Below are 15,346 nucleotides of genomic sequence, written 5' to 3'. Positions count from 1 at the left end.
TGAAAATTTGATTCAAATCAATGAGTTCGTCATCCTCCGTTGTAACAAATTCGCCCTCCTCGGTGGCAAGGAAATACTGAATGCTTTCAACGGTATCAGTAATCATAATCACTCTGGTATCAATTACTGCCGTGTCCTGGATCACCTGAGACGGTAGCCTGGATACATCCTGAATTATGCTTGATTCATTCATAGGGTACTCCGTAAAACTGCATTAATCGTTTGCCTTCAGAGACAATATCGGATTCCTGTCCGTTTATCCTCAATGGTAGGTACTTTGGGATTTCGCCAAACCTCTCAAGTAATTTCTCAAAGCCGAGACAATTGTCATTTGAAAGGAAGTCTCCCAAATCTGTATGTCCGGCTAACCGGGCAAAAGCATCATTTAACTTGACATCAACGTCAAGACCATTCGTGCTCATTCGGTACCGATAGGTGCACCCATCAGATGAACGCCGATAATAATATCCCTTTCTCATTTTTCGTTTATTTTTTTCATCGTTTTGATAAAATCATTTTCATCCTCATCCTGTTCCCTGTTCATTTCTTTCAGAAAGCTGATAAACTCGTCAACTTCTTTTTGCTGTTTGTTTTCCGGCTGTTTGGGCTTCTTCGCCGAGTTGTCTGACATTTGGTCTTCCAATGCCTGGAGTCGCTTTTCGCTCTCCTCTAAATACTTTCTCATTGATTCCTCGTTCATGGCTTACTGTGCTAAAAGTTCAAAATCGGTCCTTGGGTCTACCTCGTATAGTCCCTCGGAATTAATCATAACAAAGTCAAAAGGCTCGTTAAGCGGAAAATACTTCTGCCGTATAGCCGGGGACAAAACAGAAAGCCACTCGTTTGCTGCTGCTGCCAACTTCTGGGTGGCTTCAAAAATCCTCTGTTCTTGCTCGTTCTCAATGAAGTTACTGCAACGTTCGTCCCTGATTCGTTGCCACACCTCAGTTGTAATTTCAAACTGTCCGTCTTTGATGGAAAACCATTCGACCGGAGTAACAATGATGCCCCCTGCGGTACTCTGACTTCTTTCAAACCTAGCAGCAAGTTGCCCGGCCTTTATTTGAAAAATTTCAAGGCGTTCAAACACCCCTGTTTCCAATATGTCCTTTACAAGGGCGTTTTTAGTCTCTTTTTCGAGGACATCGGCCAAAGCGGACTCCATGCTGGCAAAGTTGCCAGAAATGATCTCCTGTGTTCTTTCCGGGGTGATTTTTCCAATTCCAAGGGTTGCGTATTCCCGGGAAATTTGATTTAAGATTTCCAAGTTCCTGAGAAATACTTCCCTCTGCCTGTTAAAATCTTGTTCGTTGAAATGAATAATTTTCTTTTCCATTTTGGTATTATTTTTTGTTTCTAAATATGTTCATATACTTGGAAGTTTAACGCCTGCAATCTGGTTGTTTGGCTTGTCCTGCTTGTAGACTCGGTTCATAGGTTGGCTAACTGCATTTCCAAATGTTGATTCCCAATCTATCCGCTTAATCCTTGTGTCTTTTTTCTTTTTCCATCCGGCCTCAGTAGCCCAATAGTTTACACATGATTTTTCGATTGATTTAAGAATGTCTACACCGGGATTGAATGTTTCCTGTCTTTTAATCCATTTGTTATTAGTCGTAATTTCCTTGAATGCCTCACGAAGTTCATTAAGATAAGTTTGAAAATCCTTTTTCCAGACAAGGGATTCACCATCATTTCCCCTAATTTGGGGGTTAGGGGGAATATTATTCTCATTATTCTCATTATTGTTAGAGGGTACATTCGGGTTTTGTTTCGGTAAAGTTTCCGGTACTGTTTCGGTAAAGTTTCCGGTTTCCATCTGTTGATATTTCACCCAATTTACCACTGTTAACAGGTGTTTCCTTCGGTTTCCCCTACCCATAATTTCCGTCTGAATCATACCATCGTTTTTGAGCATTTCAAAAAATTTCAAAGTGGTAGGCTTTGAGCATGAGAACATGTCTGTCCATTGTTCTACAGAGCGGAAAGACTGGCCAGGTTTGCAAACATGAAGCTCTGTCCCCACCGGGAATTTCTTTGGTTCATGGTTGACGTTTAAAATGATAGTAAGCCACCATTTTAGGTACTTTTCGTTTTGCCAAACCCAATGCTCCTGAATTTCTCTGTGTATGGATATCCAGCCTTTCATAGTTAAATGGAGCGACTAAAAGCAGCATCAATATCGCTTTGTCGGTAACGCAAAACATTCCCTATTTTTAGGGGTTTGAGGATACCTTTTTTTGCCCATTGCCAGAGGGTTACCCGTGTAACGCCAAGATAATCTGATACTTCATCGGCTGTGCGATATTTTTCTGCTGGCTGCAAGACGGCAGGCTCAGGCTTAATTCGCTCTGCCAGTAGGTCAGCAAGCGGTAATAGGTCGTTTCCTTTTAAACTTACTGTGATTTTTTCGGCTATTTCCGGCCTTTCGGTGAGTAATTTTCTTATGTTCATCGCATTAAATTTTAAATCTAATGCAATGTAAAACAGATTGATTTAGGAATTAGGGTGCAAAGGTGCGAACCGTTTTGCACCCCTAATTTTTATTACTTTAGTATAAGTTCAATGTCTTTCCTCATACTCTGGCTTTGCGCTGGTGTTGATTTTTTCAGATTAATTAAATTTTCTCCTTCCGGCTTAGTTCCCCGGTAGCCTATCCATCCGAAACGCATAAAAAACAGCTTCTTTGCTTCTTCTACGGTTCCCTTGGTACCGGCGTAAATTGGTTTTAAAAACTGTTCTTTGATGATATCATACGCCTCGATTAGTTGGGCTCGTCTGTTACCCGGAACGTCTTTGAAGCCACAAAATACACCATCCTTGCATCCTTCATTGATAATAATATTTGTTAGCCGGGCGCATTCTTTGGGGTCTTTGAAAAGTTTTTCGTAGTTCAGTGGAGATTGATCAATGGCGTCTTGATGTTTGATTTGACCTGAAAGCAAATGATTCAGCTTGAATTTTGCTTTCGCCCATTTACTGAGAGACTCACCGTTGTCAAATCCAAGAGCGTGAAAATTTATATCATCTTCAACAATTTTTTTGATGATTTCATTTTTAAAATCAGGCGAGGAGAGAGATGTCAACGCTTTCGTAATTATATCCACATAAAAGCTAAGTTCTCCCTCGTTTTTAAAATCAGATTCTTTAAAAAATCCAAGTGCTTTGTTAATTTCTAAGAGGGCAATGGAAATAGGGGTTCGTAAAATATCCGGGCAAAAGAACTGTTCATCCAGGGTGTTGTCAAATTGTTTTTTTTCAAATTCACCATAGATATTTCTTAACTCAATTTCATCATCTGTCGGGTAAACATCGGATTTCCTCCTGGCTATTATTTTCTCATATTCTTCTTGCGAAAAAAATTGTTCACGATAAAGCCACAAACATGGTTTGGTCGGCGACCCGCAAAACTGTTCAAATAAATATTCCCTGAATGGTTCTTTCTCAAAAATGTCCTTAAATGGGAGTGAACTTATCGATAGTTCGTGTTCAAATATATTCTTCAAATTCTCCATTTTCAGTCCTCCGACAATGTTTTATTGAATTTTTTCCAATGTTCAGCCAACAAATGAGCATGTTCTTCCGGCGTTACTTTAATGTATTTCAAAAAAGCTTTTTCGGTTGTGTGTCCGGTTATCTGCATGATCGATATTGAAGGGAATCCGCTTTTATAGAGGTTTGTTGCAAAACTTCTGCGGGCGGTGTGTGAAGAAATAAGTTCCCATTTTGGAAAGGACTGAGTAATCCTTTTGCCGCCCCGTGTCAACCGTTTTGCGGTCGGTGTGTTTATTCCCGCTAATTCCCCTACTTCCTTAATATAATCGTTAAACTTTTGGTTTGATGGTGCATCTGGTAGTATGCCGTTATATTTTTGCAGAATAGCTTTTACAACCGGATGCAACGGAATCACAACCTTTGCGCCTGTCTTGGCTTGCTGAACGTACAAAAAACCGTTTGTGATTTGATCTGGTCCTATCGTTGAGAAATCAGAAAACCGGCAACCTGTCCAGGCACCGACAAGAAATAAATCCCGGATTCGGTCCAGTCTTTTGTTTTCCACCAAATCCAAATTATACAAAATATCCAGTTCTTTTTCATTCAAATAAATTGCATCAGAATTCTCGGTAAGTACGGTAAACCGCTTACTTTTGTGCCCGGTGTATGTGTTATGTCCTTGCTCTGCCGCCTCGTTCAGAAAGCTCTTTAATACGGCTATTTGTTTCCCGATAGAATTAATTGCCAATCCTATTTCTGAGATGCCGTTTCCTTCATCGTCTTTGCCTTTGTGCACCTTTTTTGTGTTCAGAAACTTGACAAAGCCCTCATAAAAATGAACATCAATATCTTTAAAATCGAACGTTTGTTTTTTGTTCTTACTGTATTTTTTCAAAAGGTTGAAACAGGTTGTATATTTCCGCAAGGTTGAAGTAGTGATCTTTTGTCCGGTTTTTGGATTAATTCTATTTTTCGATTTCTCAATATAATTCTCAATGAATTCAAATAGTGTAACCGGTTTTTCTTCTTTGATGTATTTTTCAGGTTTGAAAAACATATCAATTGTTTCTTTGAGCCATTCGGGTGAAGGGTCATCAGTCAGTTTTCGGTATGATGTTTCAACATGCTTTTGAAGCTTTTCAAGCTGATCTTTATACCAGTCCCGTTCCAGAAACTCAACCATATCCCGTATTTTATCTCTACTGTTCTTAGACCTTGGATTCCAATACTTCAATGAGACATGCAAGGGGGTAGCTGCAAACATGTTTATTTTTTCCCCATCTCTCAATCTCAACCGAATAGTAACATCTGTTTTTTTGTTTGTGGCTGTTGTACGTACAAAGAAAGAAACACCCATATTCCTGAATTTTAATCAAAGATACAAATTCAAATATACTTGCAGCCATATTGCAGCCAGAATTTATTTATAAGATTTAATTTCCTTTAATCGCAATAAACAACCAAATAAAAATAATTAGTCTAAAAGCATTGATTCCAAAGGTGTTTTATAATAAGACTGGAAAGTTCGCAGGTTATCAAAATTAATATAGTTCGAGTCTTGTTCTGGGCACAAATAAACTTCGATAAATTATTGAAAAACAGTAATCTATCGAAGTTTTTTGTTTTATTGCCGTAACATTGCTGAACCAAATAATCTGGATTATTCAGGCTATTCAAGTTTTAAAACAATTGATCCACTTTGGAATACTTATTCAAAATGGGCTGAGAACACACCTTTTACCGGCTTTTTACTTTAAGTTGAATTTTTCGCGGTATTCCATGGGAGTCATACCCACCAATTTATTAAAGACCCTCCGGAATGATTTTGGGTCGGAATAACCGGTCCGGTCAATAATTTCGTTAATATTCTGATTTGTTTGCTCCAATTGTTTTTTTGCCGACTCGATGCGCACATTTTGCAGATATTCAATGGGTGGAATTCCGGTGGCCAGCTTAAATCTTCTGACAAAATTTCTCCTGCTCGAAGGAATATCTTTCATGATATCCTCCAGTGATCCAATCTCATGAAACCGGGTTTCCATACTCTCCTGTACTTTTTTCACCAGATCATCTTTGTGGTTATGGCTGGGCGCAAAGGTTCCAAAATAACTTTGGCTATACCGGTCCAAATCAATGGCAAAAATTTTGGCTATTCGTATGGCCATTTCATTTCCGCAGTATTTTTGAACCAAGCGCAGCAAAAGGTGAAAGGTTGAAGTTGATCCGCCGCTGGTATAAAAGCAACCGTCCTCCGTAACCACATGGTCCGGTTTTAAAATAACAGCAGGAAAAGCTAAGGAAAACCGGGTACAGGCATCCATGTGTGTGGTGGCCAGTTTCCCGTTGAGCAGCCCGGAAGCGCCGAACAAAAACGTTCCGGTACAAAAACTGGCAATTTCAGCTCCATCCTGGTATTGACGATGCAGCCAGGGAATATAGATTTGATTTTTCGATAGCGTTTCCTTCATATTTTCAGTTGAAAACGAGGGAATTAAAACCACATCTGCTTTTAGTTCCGATTTTATTGAGGTTACGTGATAACCGTATAACGAAGCGCCTTCTTGTTCAATTTGAGCGGGAGTGCGAAGTAGGTAAATCCTGAAAGGCTCTTCCTGATTTTCTTCGCTGTAAATCCGGTTAACAGTTTCAAAGACGTCAAGAATTGCCGCGATGCTCAATAGCTTATAATCATAAGGCACTATTAATCCTAAATTTGTCATTTTTTTATCTTTTTGCTAATTTAAGGCATTTTTGTCTTAAATGCCCCGAAATTTGACTTTTTTGTTATTGTTCTTACTCCCACACTGTTCGAACTTTGGAATTAGAAAAATGTTTTAAACAATTAAACAGCAGAAATCATGGAAACACAAATTAAATCAGAACCTGGAAAAACAAAAAGGGGAGCTGAAATTCAAAAGATTACCCCATTCTTATGGTTCGACAATCAGACTGAAGAAGCTGTAAATTTCTACCTCACTGTTTTTAATCACTCGAAAATTAAAACAACGACCCGCTACGGGGAAGAAAGTGCAAAAGCTACCGGAATGCCGGAAAATTCGGTCATGACGATGGCTTTCCAGCTTGAAGGACAGGATTTTGTGGCCATAAACGGCGGGCCAATCTTTCAAATTAATCCAACCATCTCCTTTTTTGTGAATTGCGAAACCATTCAGGAAATCAACCAGCTTTGGGGCAAACTATCGCAAAGCGGAACCGTAATGATGGAGCTCGACAGCTATCCATTCGCCGAAAAGTACGGCTGGATTCAGGACAAATTTGGCGTTTCGTGGCAATTAATTTTGCCACAACGCGAACAAAAAATTGTACCCTGTTTCATGTTTACCGGCGATCAGCACAAAAAAGCCGAAGAAGCCATCAATTTCTACACCTCCATCTTCAGCGACTCCAAAGTTATTCAGTTGGAGCGATATGAAAAGGAAGTCGGCCCCGAAGGTGCTGTCGTTCACTGCAAATTTACACTCAACCGACAGGAATTCATCGCCATGGACAGCCATGAAAATATGGGCATGAATTTTAATCCGGCCATCTCGATGGTGGTAAATTGCGAAACACAGGATGAAATCGATTTTTATTGGGAAAAACTTGCTGAAGACGGTTTCGAGGGGGCGCAGCAATGCGGTTGGCTTCAGGATAAATTTGGCGTTTCGTGGCAAATTGTGCCGAATGTTTTGAGCGAATTGTTAAGCCACCCGGCTAAATCTGGAAGTGTGATGGAGGCCATGCTGAAAATGAAAAAACTTGACATTGATATACTCATGCAGGCCTGTCATAATTCATAGTCCGGAAAAGGTGAAACCCAGTAAAAATTAAACTTCACATAATTGACAAATATGGATAAACACAAAACTACTCTTTTCAATTTCAAGCGAAGGGGACAAGACTAAGTTACTATTTACCCACGAAGGATTAGTTCCAGATTACGAATGCTACGAAATTTGCAACGAAGCCTGGAGCAACTATATAGAAAAAAGCCTTTTCGATTTAATTACTATTGGCAGGGGACATCCTAACCCTAATGAAGGAAATGGTTTTAATGCCGAGATTGTTAGAAAATGGAAGTTAAACTAAATGGCAAGAGAAAACAACGATTTGCTAATAATAACTACAGGACGAGATGGGTGAGGTTTTTTGAACAAATAAAAATCTGAATATGAGAAAAATAGTTTCGTTTATGCACATTTCGCCGGATGGTTTTACCACCAACTCGAAAGATCAAATGGATTGGATCCTGGCAGGTGAGGAAATGTTCGAAATTGCCGGACAACAAACCCGGAAATCAGACACTGCCCATTATGGACGGGGAACCTGCAAAATAATGGAAGCCTATTGGCCAACGGCAGCCGATCAGTCCGCTGCAACCAAACACGATATTGAACATTCGGCCTGGTATAAAAGTGTTCAAAAAATTGTTGTTTCAAAACCTTTGACACGAAATCAAGCTGAAGCTCCTGACGAGCAAAACATTTGCTTCGGGAGTTATTTGGCTTCATTATATCAATAATCTAAAATATCATCAAAAACAAATCTATGAAAACAAAAGTAAAAGCAATCCCTGAAGGATGGCATGCATTAACTGCCTACATTTCGGTGAAAGGAGCCGTGGAAGCCATCGAGTTTTACAAAAACGCTTTTGGTGCAAAAGAAACAGGGCGACTCACGATGCCCGATGGAAGCATCGGACATGCTGAGTTGGAAATAGGCGATTCAAAAATTATGCTTGCCGAAGAAAATGACCAGTGGGGAAACCGAAGTCCGCAAACAATCGGCGGAACTCCGGTAAGCCTTTGTTTATATGTTGAAGATGTTGATGCCGTATTTGCCAAAGCGCTTCAGTCCGGGGCAACAGTAACCGGTGAAATGGTGGTCAAAGACCAGTTTTACGGCGACCGAACAGGTGGAATCACCGATCCTTTTGGTCACCAGTGGTTAATCATGACGCACATCGAGGATGTTTCTTTCGAGGAAATGCAAGAACGGATGAGTGCAATGTTTAAAACAACCAATAATTGAAATAACTATGTCGTTTCAGGCTTATTTAAATACAATCAAATCGAAGACGGGCAAGGGCCCTGACGATTTCAGGAGAATGGCAGAAGAGAAAGGATTCAGTGAGGATGGACAATTGAAACCGGGCATAAAAGCCGGTGAAGTTGTTGATTGGCTAAAGGATGAGTTTAACCTGGGGCATGGCCACGCGATGGCGATTTATGCACTTTTGAAAGGCATAAAAAACGAAGACAGCAACTAATAGGTTGTTTGTTGCAGGAAGCGGGTTGCCATTATTTGAAAATACAAACGACAGAACGATTCTTAAACTCATAAAAACTAAAACCTTTAGTGGTGGTGCAGTTACGCTTTACTATGAACCGACAAACGAAAGAACAACTTAAAAAGTAAAAATGATGGCACTTATCAATCCACACATTAACTTCAACGGAAATGCCGAAGAAGCATTTAATTTTTACAAATCAGTATTTGGCGGAGAGTTCGCAACGATTGTGCGTTTAAAAGACCTATCAAGCCCTGAATTTCCGGTAGCAGAAAATGAAGCAAATAAAATAATGCACATTGCGTTGCCTATTGGCAAAAACAGTTTAATGGGCAATGATGTTCCGGAAAGTATGGGTCCGGTAAATGAAAATGAAAACAGATCTAAAATATCTATTCGTGCAGAAAGTCGTGAAGAAGCCGACAGTTTATTTAGCGGACTTTCAGCAGGTGGAACTGTTGAAGTGCCTATTGGCGATAGTCCCTGGGGTTCATATTTTGGGATGTTTCGAGACAAATTTGGCATTGAATGGATGGTGGATTTTAAAAAGATAACGGATCTGTAAGAAGATCGGGTACGTGACCAATAAAACCGATATTTTCGATTATGTGGTTATTCAGCCACACTATTATTTCGATGAAACGCTACCGGAAAACCTGGCCGGGGTCAGGCGTTGTGTCAGCAAACAAACAATCTGTTATCGCGATGGGCTTACTTACGGTAACGGAAAAAACATTGAAACCAATCATCGGCCCCGAAATGGAACTAAGCTGGAAGGTAGTCCCACCAAATAATGATACCGATTGTGTTGCCCGTTACAGCCTTTTCCGGGTTTAAAAACACAAAGCCAATCATTTTCTACCGGGTCGGTTGCAAAGTGCACTTAATCATCGTATGAATACATTTTTTCCCGGACAAATTGTATTTTTAGGCTGAATAGAAATACAACAAAATTCAAAAATAGTAAAGCTATGAAAAACCAAATTTCGTTTTTATCGATGATTTTATTGGCAGCTATTATTTTGTTTGGCTGTGCTGAGAAACAAAATGTATTAACCCCACAGGAGGTACAGGAAGGCTGGCAACTCCTGTTTGATGGAGAAACCCTTGATGGCTGGAGAGATTACAACGGTACCGGAGTTACCGGATGGAGTGTCGAAGATGGTTGCCTGGTTGCTGCCGGAACCGGCGCCGATCATACCGGCTATATCATCACCGAAAAACAGTTCGACAATTTTGAACTGGCCTGGGATTGGAAAATTGCGCCCGAAGGAAACAGCGGGCTGATGTATCATGTGGTTGAAAATAAAAACTTTGAAACCCCATATCTCACCGGGCCCGAGTACCAAATGCTCGACGATGCCGGCTTTCCTCATAAAGTGGAAGACTGGCAGCTTACCGGCGCCGATTATGCCATGTATGTAGCCGATACCACCAAAAAGAAACTGAACCCGGTGGGCGAATGGAACACTTCCCGCATTGTTTTCGACAATGGTCGTGTGGAACACTGGCTGAACGGTGAAAAAATTGTAGCGTTTGAAGCCTGGAATGAAGAGTGGTTCGCCTTAAAAAACAGTGGCAAATGGACCATGGCTCCGGAATACGGATTGTCGGAAATTGGGCACATCAGTTTGCAGGATCATGGCAGTAAAGTCTGGTTCCGGAATATGAAAATAAAAGAACTTCCGAAGAAAGAAAAAGCTGCGGAGTCGCTTTTTAACGGTGTCGACCTGAGTGGATGGATTGCCTACGGAACCGAAAAATGGTACGTGGAGGATAGCCTGCTGGTATGCGAAAGCGGCCCCGATAAAGGCTACGGTTATCTGGGTACAGAAAAATATTACAAAGATTTCGACCTCTCGGTTGATTTCAAACAAATTTCAAACGGGAACAGCGGCATTTTTTTCCGTTCAACGGTTGATGGCACCAAAGTTTCGGGCTGGCAGGTGGAAGTAGCCCCTAAAGGACACGATTCGGGAGGCATTTACGAATCGTACGGGCGGGGCTGGCTGAACCAGATTCCCGACGAAAAGGAAGAAATACTGAAGCCCGGCGAATGGAATACCATGCGCATTAAAGTTGTTGGCCCCGAAGTAATAACCTGGCTCAACGGGGAAGAAATGACCCGGCTGAACGATTCACTGATCGGCAGCGCCAACGGACGCATTGCCCTTCAGATTCACGATGGCGGCGGGATAAAAGTGCAATGGAAAAACCTGATTATTCAACCTTTATAAGAGATATGAAAAGAATGATTTACAGCATTGGCAGCCTGATTCTGGCCATGATTTTTTCGCTCAGTCTTTCGGCAAAACCCAATAAGACAGAAAAAGCCGGATGGAAGCTGGGTATCCAGACCTATACGTTTCACAAATTTACTTTTCAGGAAGCCATGGATAAGGCCCATCAATTGGGACTGAAATACGCGGAAGTATATTACGGACAGCCTCTTGGAAAAGACATCGAAGGAAAAATGGATTTCCGGATGGACCAGGCAACACAAAAAAAGGTGCTTGCTTATGCCAAGTCGAAAGGGGTAAAAATTATTGCCAGCGGCGTTGTTGTTTGCAATGATGAAGACGAATGGAAAGAGCTGTTTGCATTTGCATCGGACATGGGCATTGAACTGATTACCTGTGAGCCTAAATACGAACACCTGAAATATGTGGACGCGCTGGCCAATCAGTACAAGATTGACGTGGCCATCCACAACCACCCGAAACCTTCGTTGTACTGGGAACCCCGGTTGTTTCTGAATGCGGTGGACGGGCTCAGCAGCCGTATTGGCGCCTGCGCCGACATCGGCCATTGGAAACGAATGGGCGTAAATCCGGTGGAAGCCTTGAAAATGTACGAAGGCCGTTTAAAAGCCCTTCACTTTAAAGATATTAAAGAAAAGGAGGAAGGCGAAAACGAACAACACGATGTGATCTGGGGAACCGGGGTGTGCGACATTGAGTCGGTACTGAATGAATTGAAGCGGCAAAATTTCAAAGGGCTTTTCTCTGTCGAATACGAGTACAACTGGGAGAATTCGGTCCCTGACATCAAACAGTGCATCGATTATTTTTACAAAACAACCAACGCCATTTTTTAATTTCCCCGGGATTTATCTTTGAATATGCACCGAAGACATTTTTATTCACCCTTGGCGCTTCCACAATTGGAAGCGCCTTTTTAATAACCAGCAGGCTTCAAAAGACCGGATTGTGCGGGCCTTGATTAAAACAGCTGCACATAAACCTCCTGACCTTTTTTTATGCTTGATACCCCTGCGGGGATTTCCATGAAAGCGTTGGCATGGGCCAGCGCGTTCAGGTGGGCTGATCCGTGGAATCCGATGTGTTCAACCCGCTTGCCTTCGGAAAACTTCACCGGCACGAAACCAAACCTCACAGCCTTTTTGCGGTGAAAATCCAGGTCAAGTATCCCTTTAATGCGTGTTGGTTGGTACTGGCCGCCCATATAGGCGCAGATGAATGGTTTCACAAATAGTTCGAACTGAATGAATGATGATACCGGGTTGCCTGAAAGTCCAAAACAATATTTTTTATTTTTTTTGCTGAAAGTCATCGGGTTGCCTGGTTGTATGCCGGTTTTTTCAACCAATAGTTCAAAGCCCTGATTTTTTAATATTGAGGCAACAAAATCATAATCGCCAACAGAAGCTCCGCCGGTGATGAGGACCAGGTCGTTTTCGGCCAGGCTTCTCTCAAAACAGCTTGAAATCTGTTCGAAATCATCGGAAATGATGCCGTAGTCGTTGCAGGGGATTCCCATGAGTTGCAATTGGGCCATCAACTGAGTTGAATTACTGTTCCGGATCTGCCCGGGAAGCGGCTTTTTACCCGGTTCAACCAGCTCGGTGCCTGTTGCAATCATTCCGGTTACGGGCGCCCGGGAAACTGTGATTTCGGTGTATCCGGCGCCGGCCATAATCCCGATATGCGCCGGAGAAATCAGTGTTCCCTTTTTGATCAGGATATCTCCGCATGAATTATCTTCTGCCTGGTAACAAATATTCTCCTTTGTCTTCGTATTGGTACATATGACGCGATTTTCCCCAATTAACCGGGCATGTTCGATCATAAAGACGCAGTTGGCTCCCGGTGGCACCATGGCGCCGGTCATAATTTTCGAACACTGGTTGGGACCAATCGTTTTGGAAGGTAGTTTCCCTGCCTGGACCACTTCAATGACCTCCAGTTCGTTTCCCAGATCTTCTTTTCGGCAAGCATACCCGTCAACGGCCGATTTGTTGAATGGGGGCATATCCAAATCAGCGATAACATCTTCCTGTAATACCTTATTTAACGAACCTAACAGGTTTATCCGCTCAGTTGTTATGCTGCGAATGCTGTTTTCGATGCATTGTTTTACTTCTTCAAAATGGGCCATTCTGATTTGATTTAGGGACATAATAAAATTGGTTGTCCTGAAAATGAACCTGGCTTGCCTCAAGGGTCTGAACCCGATGGTTAAAGCTTACGGTCACCGGATGGTAAGCGAATATTTGCTGTTTATTTTCGGGGACCTTATTTCCGCAGACAAAGAAAAACAGGCCGGGTTTGATCAGCTTGTGCAATGCTCCCGACTCGCAAACAACCGGACAATCAGTTATTTCGGCTGACAATATATCCCATGCATCCTGAAGATTGTTTTCTTTTGCCTGTATGTAGAACGCCTTTTTCGCACCTGCCCTCAACATCCGTGAACTGTCTTTTTCGGTGTGCAGGTTTTCTTCAATGATGTGGTAGTTTTTGGTATTTGCAATTACCTTCTGCCCGTCTTCTACCGGATGAAAATGGGACGAAATTTTTATCGCCGTTACATCGGCCGACATCGACAAATGGCTGATGATTTCACAAGCCAGCATGGTTTTGCCAACATTCCGGCCGGCGCCTGCAATCAGTAATATGTTTGGATAATATTTCAATATCAGTAGTTTACGGCTGTGCCGGTTGATTTATTGGGTTAATGCTGCCAGGTCGCCCGGCGTATTTAAATTGTTAAGTAAATTGTTGTCGTTTAAAATGATGTATTTTGTGTTGACCAGTTTCAGCAAATTTTGCATTTTATAATCTCCCTGGTTGATTTGCCGGATTAGCGCCGGCTGGATTTTTTTTGAATAATAAGCGGTTAACGGTTCAATCTTCCCGTTTTTCTGAACCGGCACCACGGCATCATGAAACGGACTGTGACTGAGAATGTCTTTGAACAGATAAGCGCTTAAAAAAGGGGTATCGCAGGGAACTACAAGGTTGATCCGGCTTTTAGAATGACGGAGACCGGCTTCAAGTCCGGCCAGCGGACCAATTTCCACGAAATGGTCGAAAACGACCGGATATCCGAAATCCCGGTATCCCGGATTGTTCGCGCTGATCAGAATGTGCTGGCAGATTTCCCTCATAACAGAAATGCTGTATTCGATCAGTTTTTTCCCGTTGAAAGAAATCAAGGCTTTGTCGGTGCCCATCCGGCTGCTTTTCCCTCCTGCCAGTATGATTCCGGTTATCTCGTTCATTTTTCTGATTTTAAACGTTGATGTGCATTGATTCTCCCTTTCATTCGTCCATCTCCTTTTCAAGAGTGATGATCGATGGCGTAAAGCATATCGAAACAGTGAAAGATAATTTGGTTGATTTCTTCCATGTATTCGTTTACTGCTCTTAAACTCCCGGGAATTGCAAATACGAGTGTTTTGGATTTAGTCCCGGCAATCGCCCTGCTTATTAAGGCGTTTGGCTTTTCTGCGCCGTATTTTATTCGTATCCGGTCCATAATTCCGGGGATTTCTTTATCCAGCAAGGGTTTGATGGTTTCCGGGGCGATATCCCTGGGGCCTATCCCGGTGCTGCCCGTTGTAACAATCAGGTCGTAATTGTTTTCGAATGCGCTTTTCATTTTTTTCGCGATCAGCTTGGGTTCATCAGGCAAAATTGCTGTTTCAATTTTGCTTTTTCGGTCGTTTGTATCCATCAGTGATCTGATTTTCTGTACGACCATTGGGCCGCCGGTATCTTCGAGTGATCCGGAATAGCAACGGTCGCTCAGGGTGATGACCAATATCGTGAATTCTTTGGGCTGAAAGCGGATTTCATCTCCTGTCCGGAGTTCTCCTCCTTTTATAATCCGGCATGAGATCCCTTCGGGTGGCAGGCTTGCAGGTTCTGTTTCGCGCACCACGACACAATCAGCTCCCGGGGTGATGGCGCCGGTTCGCGTGACCTCGAGTTGAACCGTTCCGCAAACGAATTGATCTAAAGGATGGACGTTTGTCATCGTCAATCCCCTCAGTCCGATTATTACCGTAGAATTTCCCCGGTTAATAACATCGCCGGTGGATCCTGTAAATGTTCCCGTCGTCTCATGTTCCGGTTTTTCGGGTTGGAGGCGATGGGGTTCGCCATGGGAATCATTGAAAGCCTCGCCGTCATTCCACCTGATGTTTTCAAGGGGAGTTTTTGTCAGTTTCCCGTTTTCCGATCGATTGAGCGACACTATTTTCATACGCCTGAATGTTAAAAATTAACTGAACTTCTATTTTGAATCAAGCTTGGT

General features: G+C 42.2%; 20 protein-coding genes and 1 pseudogene. 8 read left to right on the top strand and 13 right to left on the bottom strand.

The window, feature by feature from the left end; genetic code table 11:
- Positions 1-185: 185 nt before the first annotated feature.
- From ACOIT5_RS21580 to ACOIT5_RS21540, 9 genes and pseudogenes are all read right to left on the bottom strand, one after another.
- Positions 186-479 carry a hypothetical protein gene (locus ACOIT5_RS21580; RefSeq protein WP_423128235.1) on the bottom strand — a complete coding sequence of 98 codons (294 nt, stop codon included), beginning with the start codon at positions 477-479 and terminating at the stop codon, positions 186-188.
- The gene (locus ACOIT5_RS21575) at positions 476-685 is read right to left on the bottom strand and encodes a hypothetical protein (protein WP_423128234.1); all 210 of its coding nucleotides are present in this window, start codon (positions 683-685) and stop codon (positions 476-478) included. Before ACOIT5_RS21575 ends, ACOIT5_RS21580 begins: the two co-directional genes overlap by 4 nt.
- A gap of 18 nt (positions 686-703) precedes the next feature.
- Positions 704-1,336, bottom strand: a complete 633-nt coding sequence (locus ACOIT5_RS21570) for a hypothetical protein (protein ID WP_423128233.1) — start codon at positions 1,334-1,336, stop codon at positions 704-706.
- 30 nt (positions 1,337-1,366) lie between these two features.
- Positions 1,367-2,149, bottom strand: a complete 783-nt coding sequence (locus tag ACOIT5_RS21565; RefSeq protein ID WP_423128232.1) for a hypothetical protein — start codon at positions 2,147-2,149, stop codon at positions 1,367-1,369.
- Between the two features lie 2 nt (positions 2,150-2,151).
- Positions 2,152-2,454 (bottom strand): helix-turn-helix domain-containing protein, encoded by a 303-nt coding sequence (locus tag ACOIT5_RS21560; protein ID WP_423128231.1) that lies wholly within the window; start codon positions 2,452-2,454, stop codon positions 2,152-2,154.
- A 92-nt stretch (positions 2,455-2,546) separates the two neighbouring features.
- The gene (locus ACOIT5_RS21555; RefSeq protein WP_423128230.1) at positions 2,547-3,506 is read right to left on the bottom strand and encodes a hypothetical protein; all 960 of its coding nucleotides are present in this window, start codon (positions 3,504-3,506) and stop codon (positions 2,547-2,549) included.
- Between the two features lie 11 nt (positions 3,507-3,517).
- Positions 3,518-4,102 carry a site-specific integrase gene (locus tag ACOIT5_RS21550; protein ID WP_423130635.1) on the bottom strand — a complete coding sequence of 195 codons (585 nt, stop codon included), beginning with the start codon at positions 4,100-4,102 and terminating at the stop codon, positions 3,518-3,520.
- Between the two features lie 69 nt (positions 4,103-4,171).
- Positions 4,172-4,552 (bottom strand): annotated as a pseudogene (locus tag ACOIT5_RS21545) (phage integrase SAM-like domain-containing protein); the annotation flags it as partial.
- A gap of 691 nt (positions 4,553-5,243) precedes the next feature.
- Positions 5,244-6,215 carry a GlxA family transcriptional regulator gene (locus ACOIT5_RS21540; protein ID WP_423128229.1) on the bottom strand — a complete coding sequence of 324 codons (972 nt, stop codon included), beginning with the start codon at positions 6,213-6,215 and terminating at the stop codon, positions 5,244-5,246.
- Between the two features lie 138 nt (positions 6,216-6,353).
- Here ACOIT5_RS21540 and ACOIT5_RS21535 point away from each other — a divergent pair, with 138 nt between their 5' ends.
- From ACOIT5_RS21535 to ACOIT5_RS21500, 8 genes are all read left to right on the top strand, one after another.
- Positions 6,354-7,295: a VOC family protein gene (locus tag ACOIT5_RS21535; protein ID WP_423128228.1), complete on the top strand. Its 942-nt coding sequence runs from the start codon at positions 6,354-6,356 to the stop codon at positions 7,293-7,295.
- A gap of 371 nt (positions 7,296-7,666) precedes the next feature.
- Complete coding sequence (locus tag ACOIT5_RS21530; protein ID WP_423128227.1) at positions 7,667-8,017, top strand: dihydrofolate reductase family protein; 351 nt, start codon at positions 7,667-7,669, stop codon at positions 8,015-8,017.
- Positions 8,018-8,043: 26 nt separating this feature from the next.
- Positions 8,044-8,526 (top strand): VOC family protein, encoded by a 483-nt coding sequence (locus ACOIT5_RS21525; protein ID WP_423128226.1) that lies wholly within the window; start codon positions 8,044-8,046, stop codon positions 8,524-8,526.
- Between the two features lie 7 nt (positions 8,527-8,533).
- The gene (locus tag ACOIT5_RS21520) at positions 8,534-8,764 is read left to right on the top strand and encodes a DUF4287 domain-containing protein (protein WP_423128225.1); all 231 of its coding nucleotides are present in this window, start codon (positions 8,534-8,536) and stop codon (positions 8,762-8,764) included.
- Positions 8,765-8,915: 151 nt separating this feature from the next.
- Positions 8,916-9,350: a VOC family protein gene (locus ACOIT5_RS21515; protein WP_423128224.1), complete on the top strand. Its 435-nt coding sequence runs from the start codon at positions 8,916-8,918 to the stop codon at positions 9,348-9,350.
- A 13-nt stretch (positions 9,351-9,363) separates the two neighbouring features.
- The gene (locus ACOIT5_RS21510; RefSeq protein WP_423128223.1) at positions 9,364-9,579 is read left to right on the top strand and encodes a hypothetical protein; all 216 of its coding nucleotides are present in this window, start codon (positions 9,364-9,366) and stop codon (positions 9,577-9,579) included.
- 177 nt (positions 9,580-9,756) lie between these two features.
- Positions 9,757-11,022, top strand: a complete 1,266-nt coding sequence (locus ACOIT5_RS21505) for a 3-keto-disaccharide hydrolase (protein WP_423128222.1) — start codon at positions 9,757-9,759, stop codon at positions 11,020-11,022.
- A gap of 5 nt (positions 11,023-11,027) precedes the next feature.
- The gene (locus tag ACOIT5_RS21500; protein WP_423128221.1) at positions 11,028-11,882 is read left to right on the top strand and encodes a sugar phosphate isomerase/epimerase family protein; all 855 of its coding nucleotides are present in this window, start codon (positions 11,028-11,030) and stop codon (positions 11,880-11,882) included.
- 125 nt (positions 11,883-12,007) lie between these two features.
- Here the strand turns inward: ACOIT5_RS21500 and ACOIT5_RS21495 are convergent, their stop codons facing one another.
- The 4 genes from ACOIT5_RS21495 to ACOIT5_RS21480 are packed head-to-tail and all read right to left on the bottom strand — an operon-like array spanning position 12,008 to position 15,295.
- Entirely contained in the window at positions 12,008-13,183 is a 1,176-nt protein-coding gene (locus ACOIT5_RS21495; protein WP_423128220.1) for a molybdopterin molybdotransferase MoeA, read from the bottom strand.
- Positions 13,170-13,721, bottom strand: a complete 552-nt coding sequence (locus ACOIT5_RS21490) for a hypothetical protein (protein ID WP_423128219.1) — start codon at positions 13,719-13,721, stop codon at positions 13,170-13,172. The genes ACOIT5_RS21495 and ACOIT5_RS21490 overlap by 14 nt, the downstream gene beginning before the upstream one ends.
- 30 nt (positions 13,722-13,751) lie before the next feature.
- The gene (locus tag ACOIT5_RS21485) at positions 13,752-14,309 is read right to left on the bottom strand and encodes a molybdenum cofactor guanylyltransferase (RefSeq protein WP_423128218.1); all 558 of its coding nucleotides are present in this window, start codon (positions 14,307-14,309) and stop codon (positions 13,752-13,754) included.
- Positions 14,310-14,368: 59 nt separating this feature from the next.
- Positions 14,369-15,295: a molybdenum cofactor synthesis domain-containing protein gene (locus tag ACOIT5_RS21480; RefSeq protein ID WP_423128217.1), complete on the bottom strand. Its 927-nt coding sequence runs from the start codon at positions 15,293-15,295 to the stop codon at positions 14,369-14,371.
- Positions 15,296-15,346: the final 51 nt, after the last annotated feature.

Source organism: Gaoshiqia hydrogeniformans (genome assembly GCF_049347105.1).
Taxonomy (GTDB): domain Bacteria; phylum Bacteroidota; class Bacteroidia; order Bacteroidales; family Prolixibacteraceae; genus Gaoshiqia; species Gaoshiqia hydrogeniformans.
The sequence above is the reverse complement of the archived record's forward strand: the minus strand, read 5'-3'. Positions and strand labels throughout refer to the sequence as shown.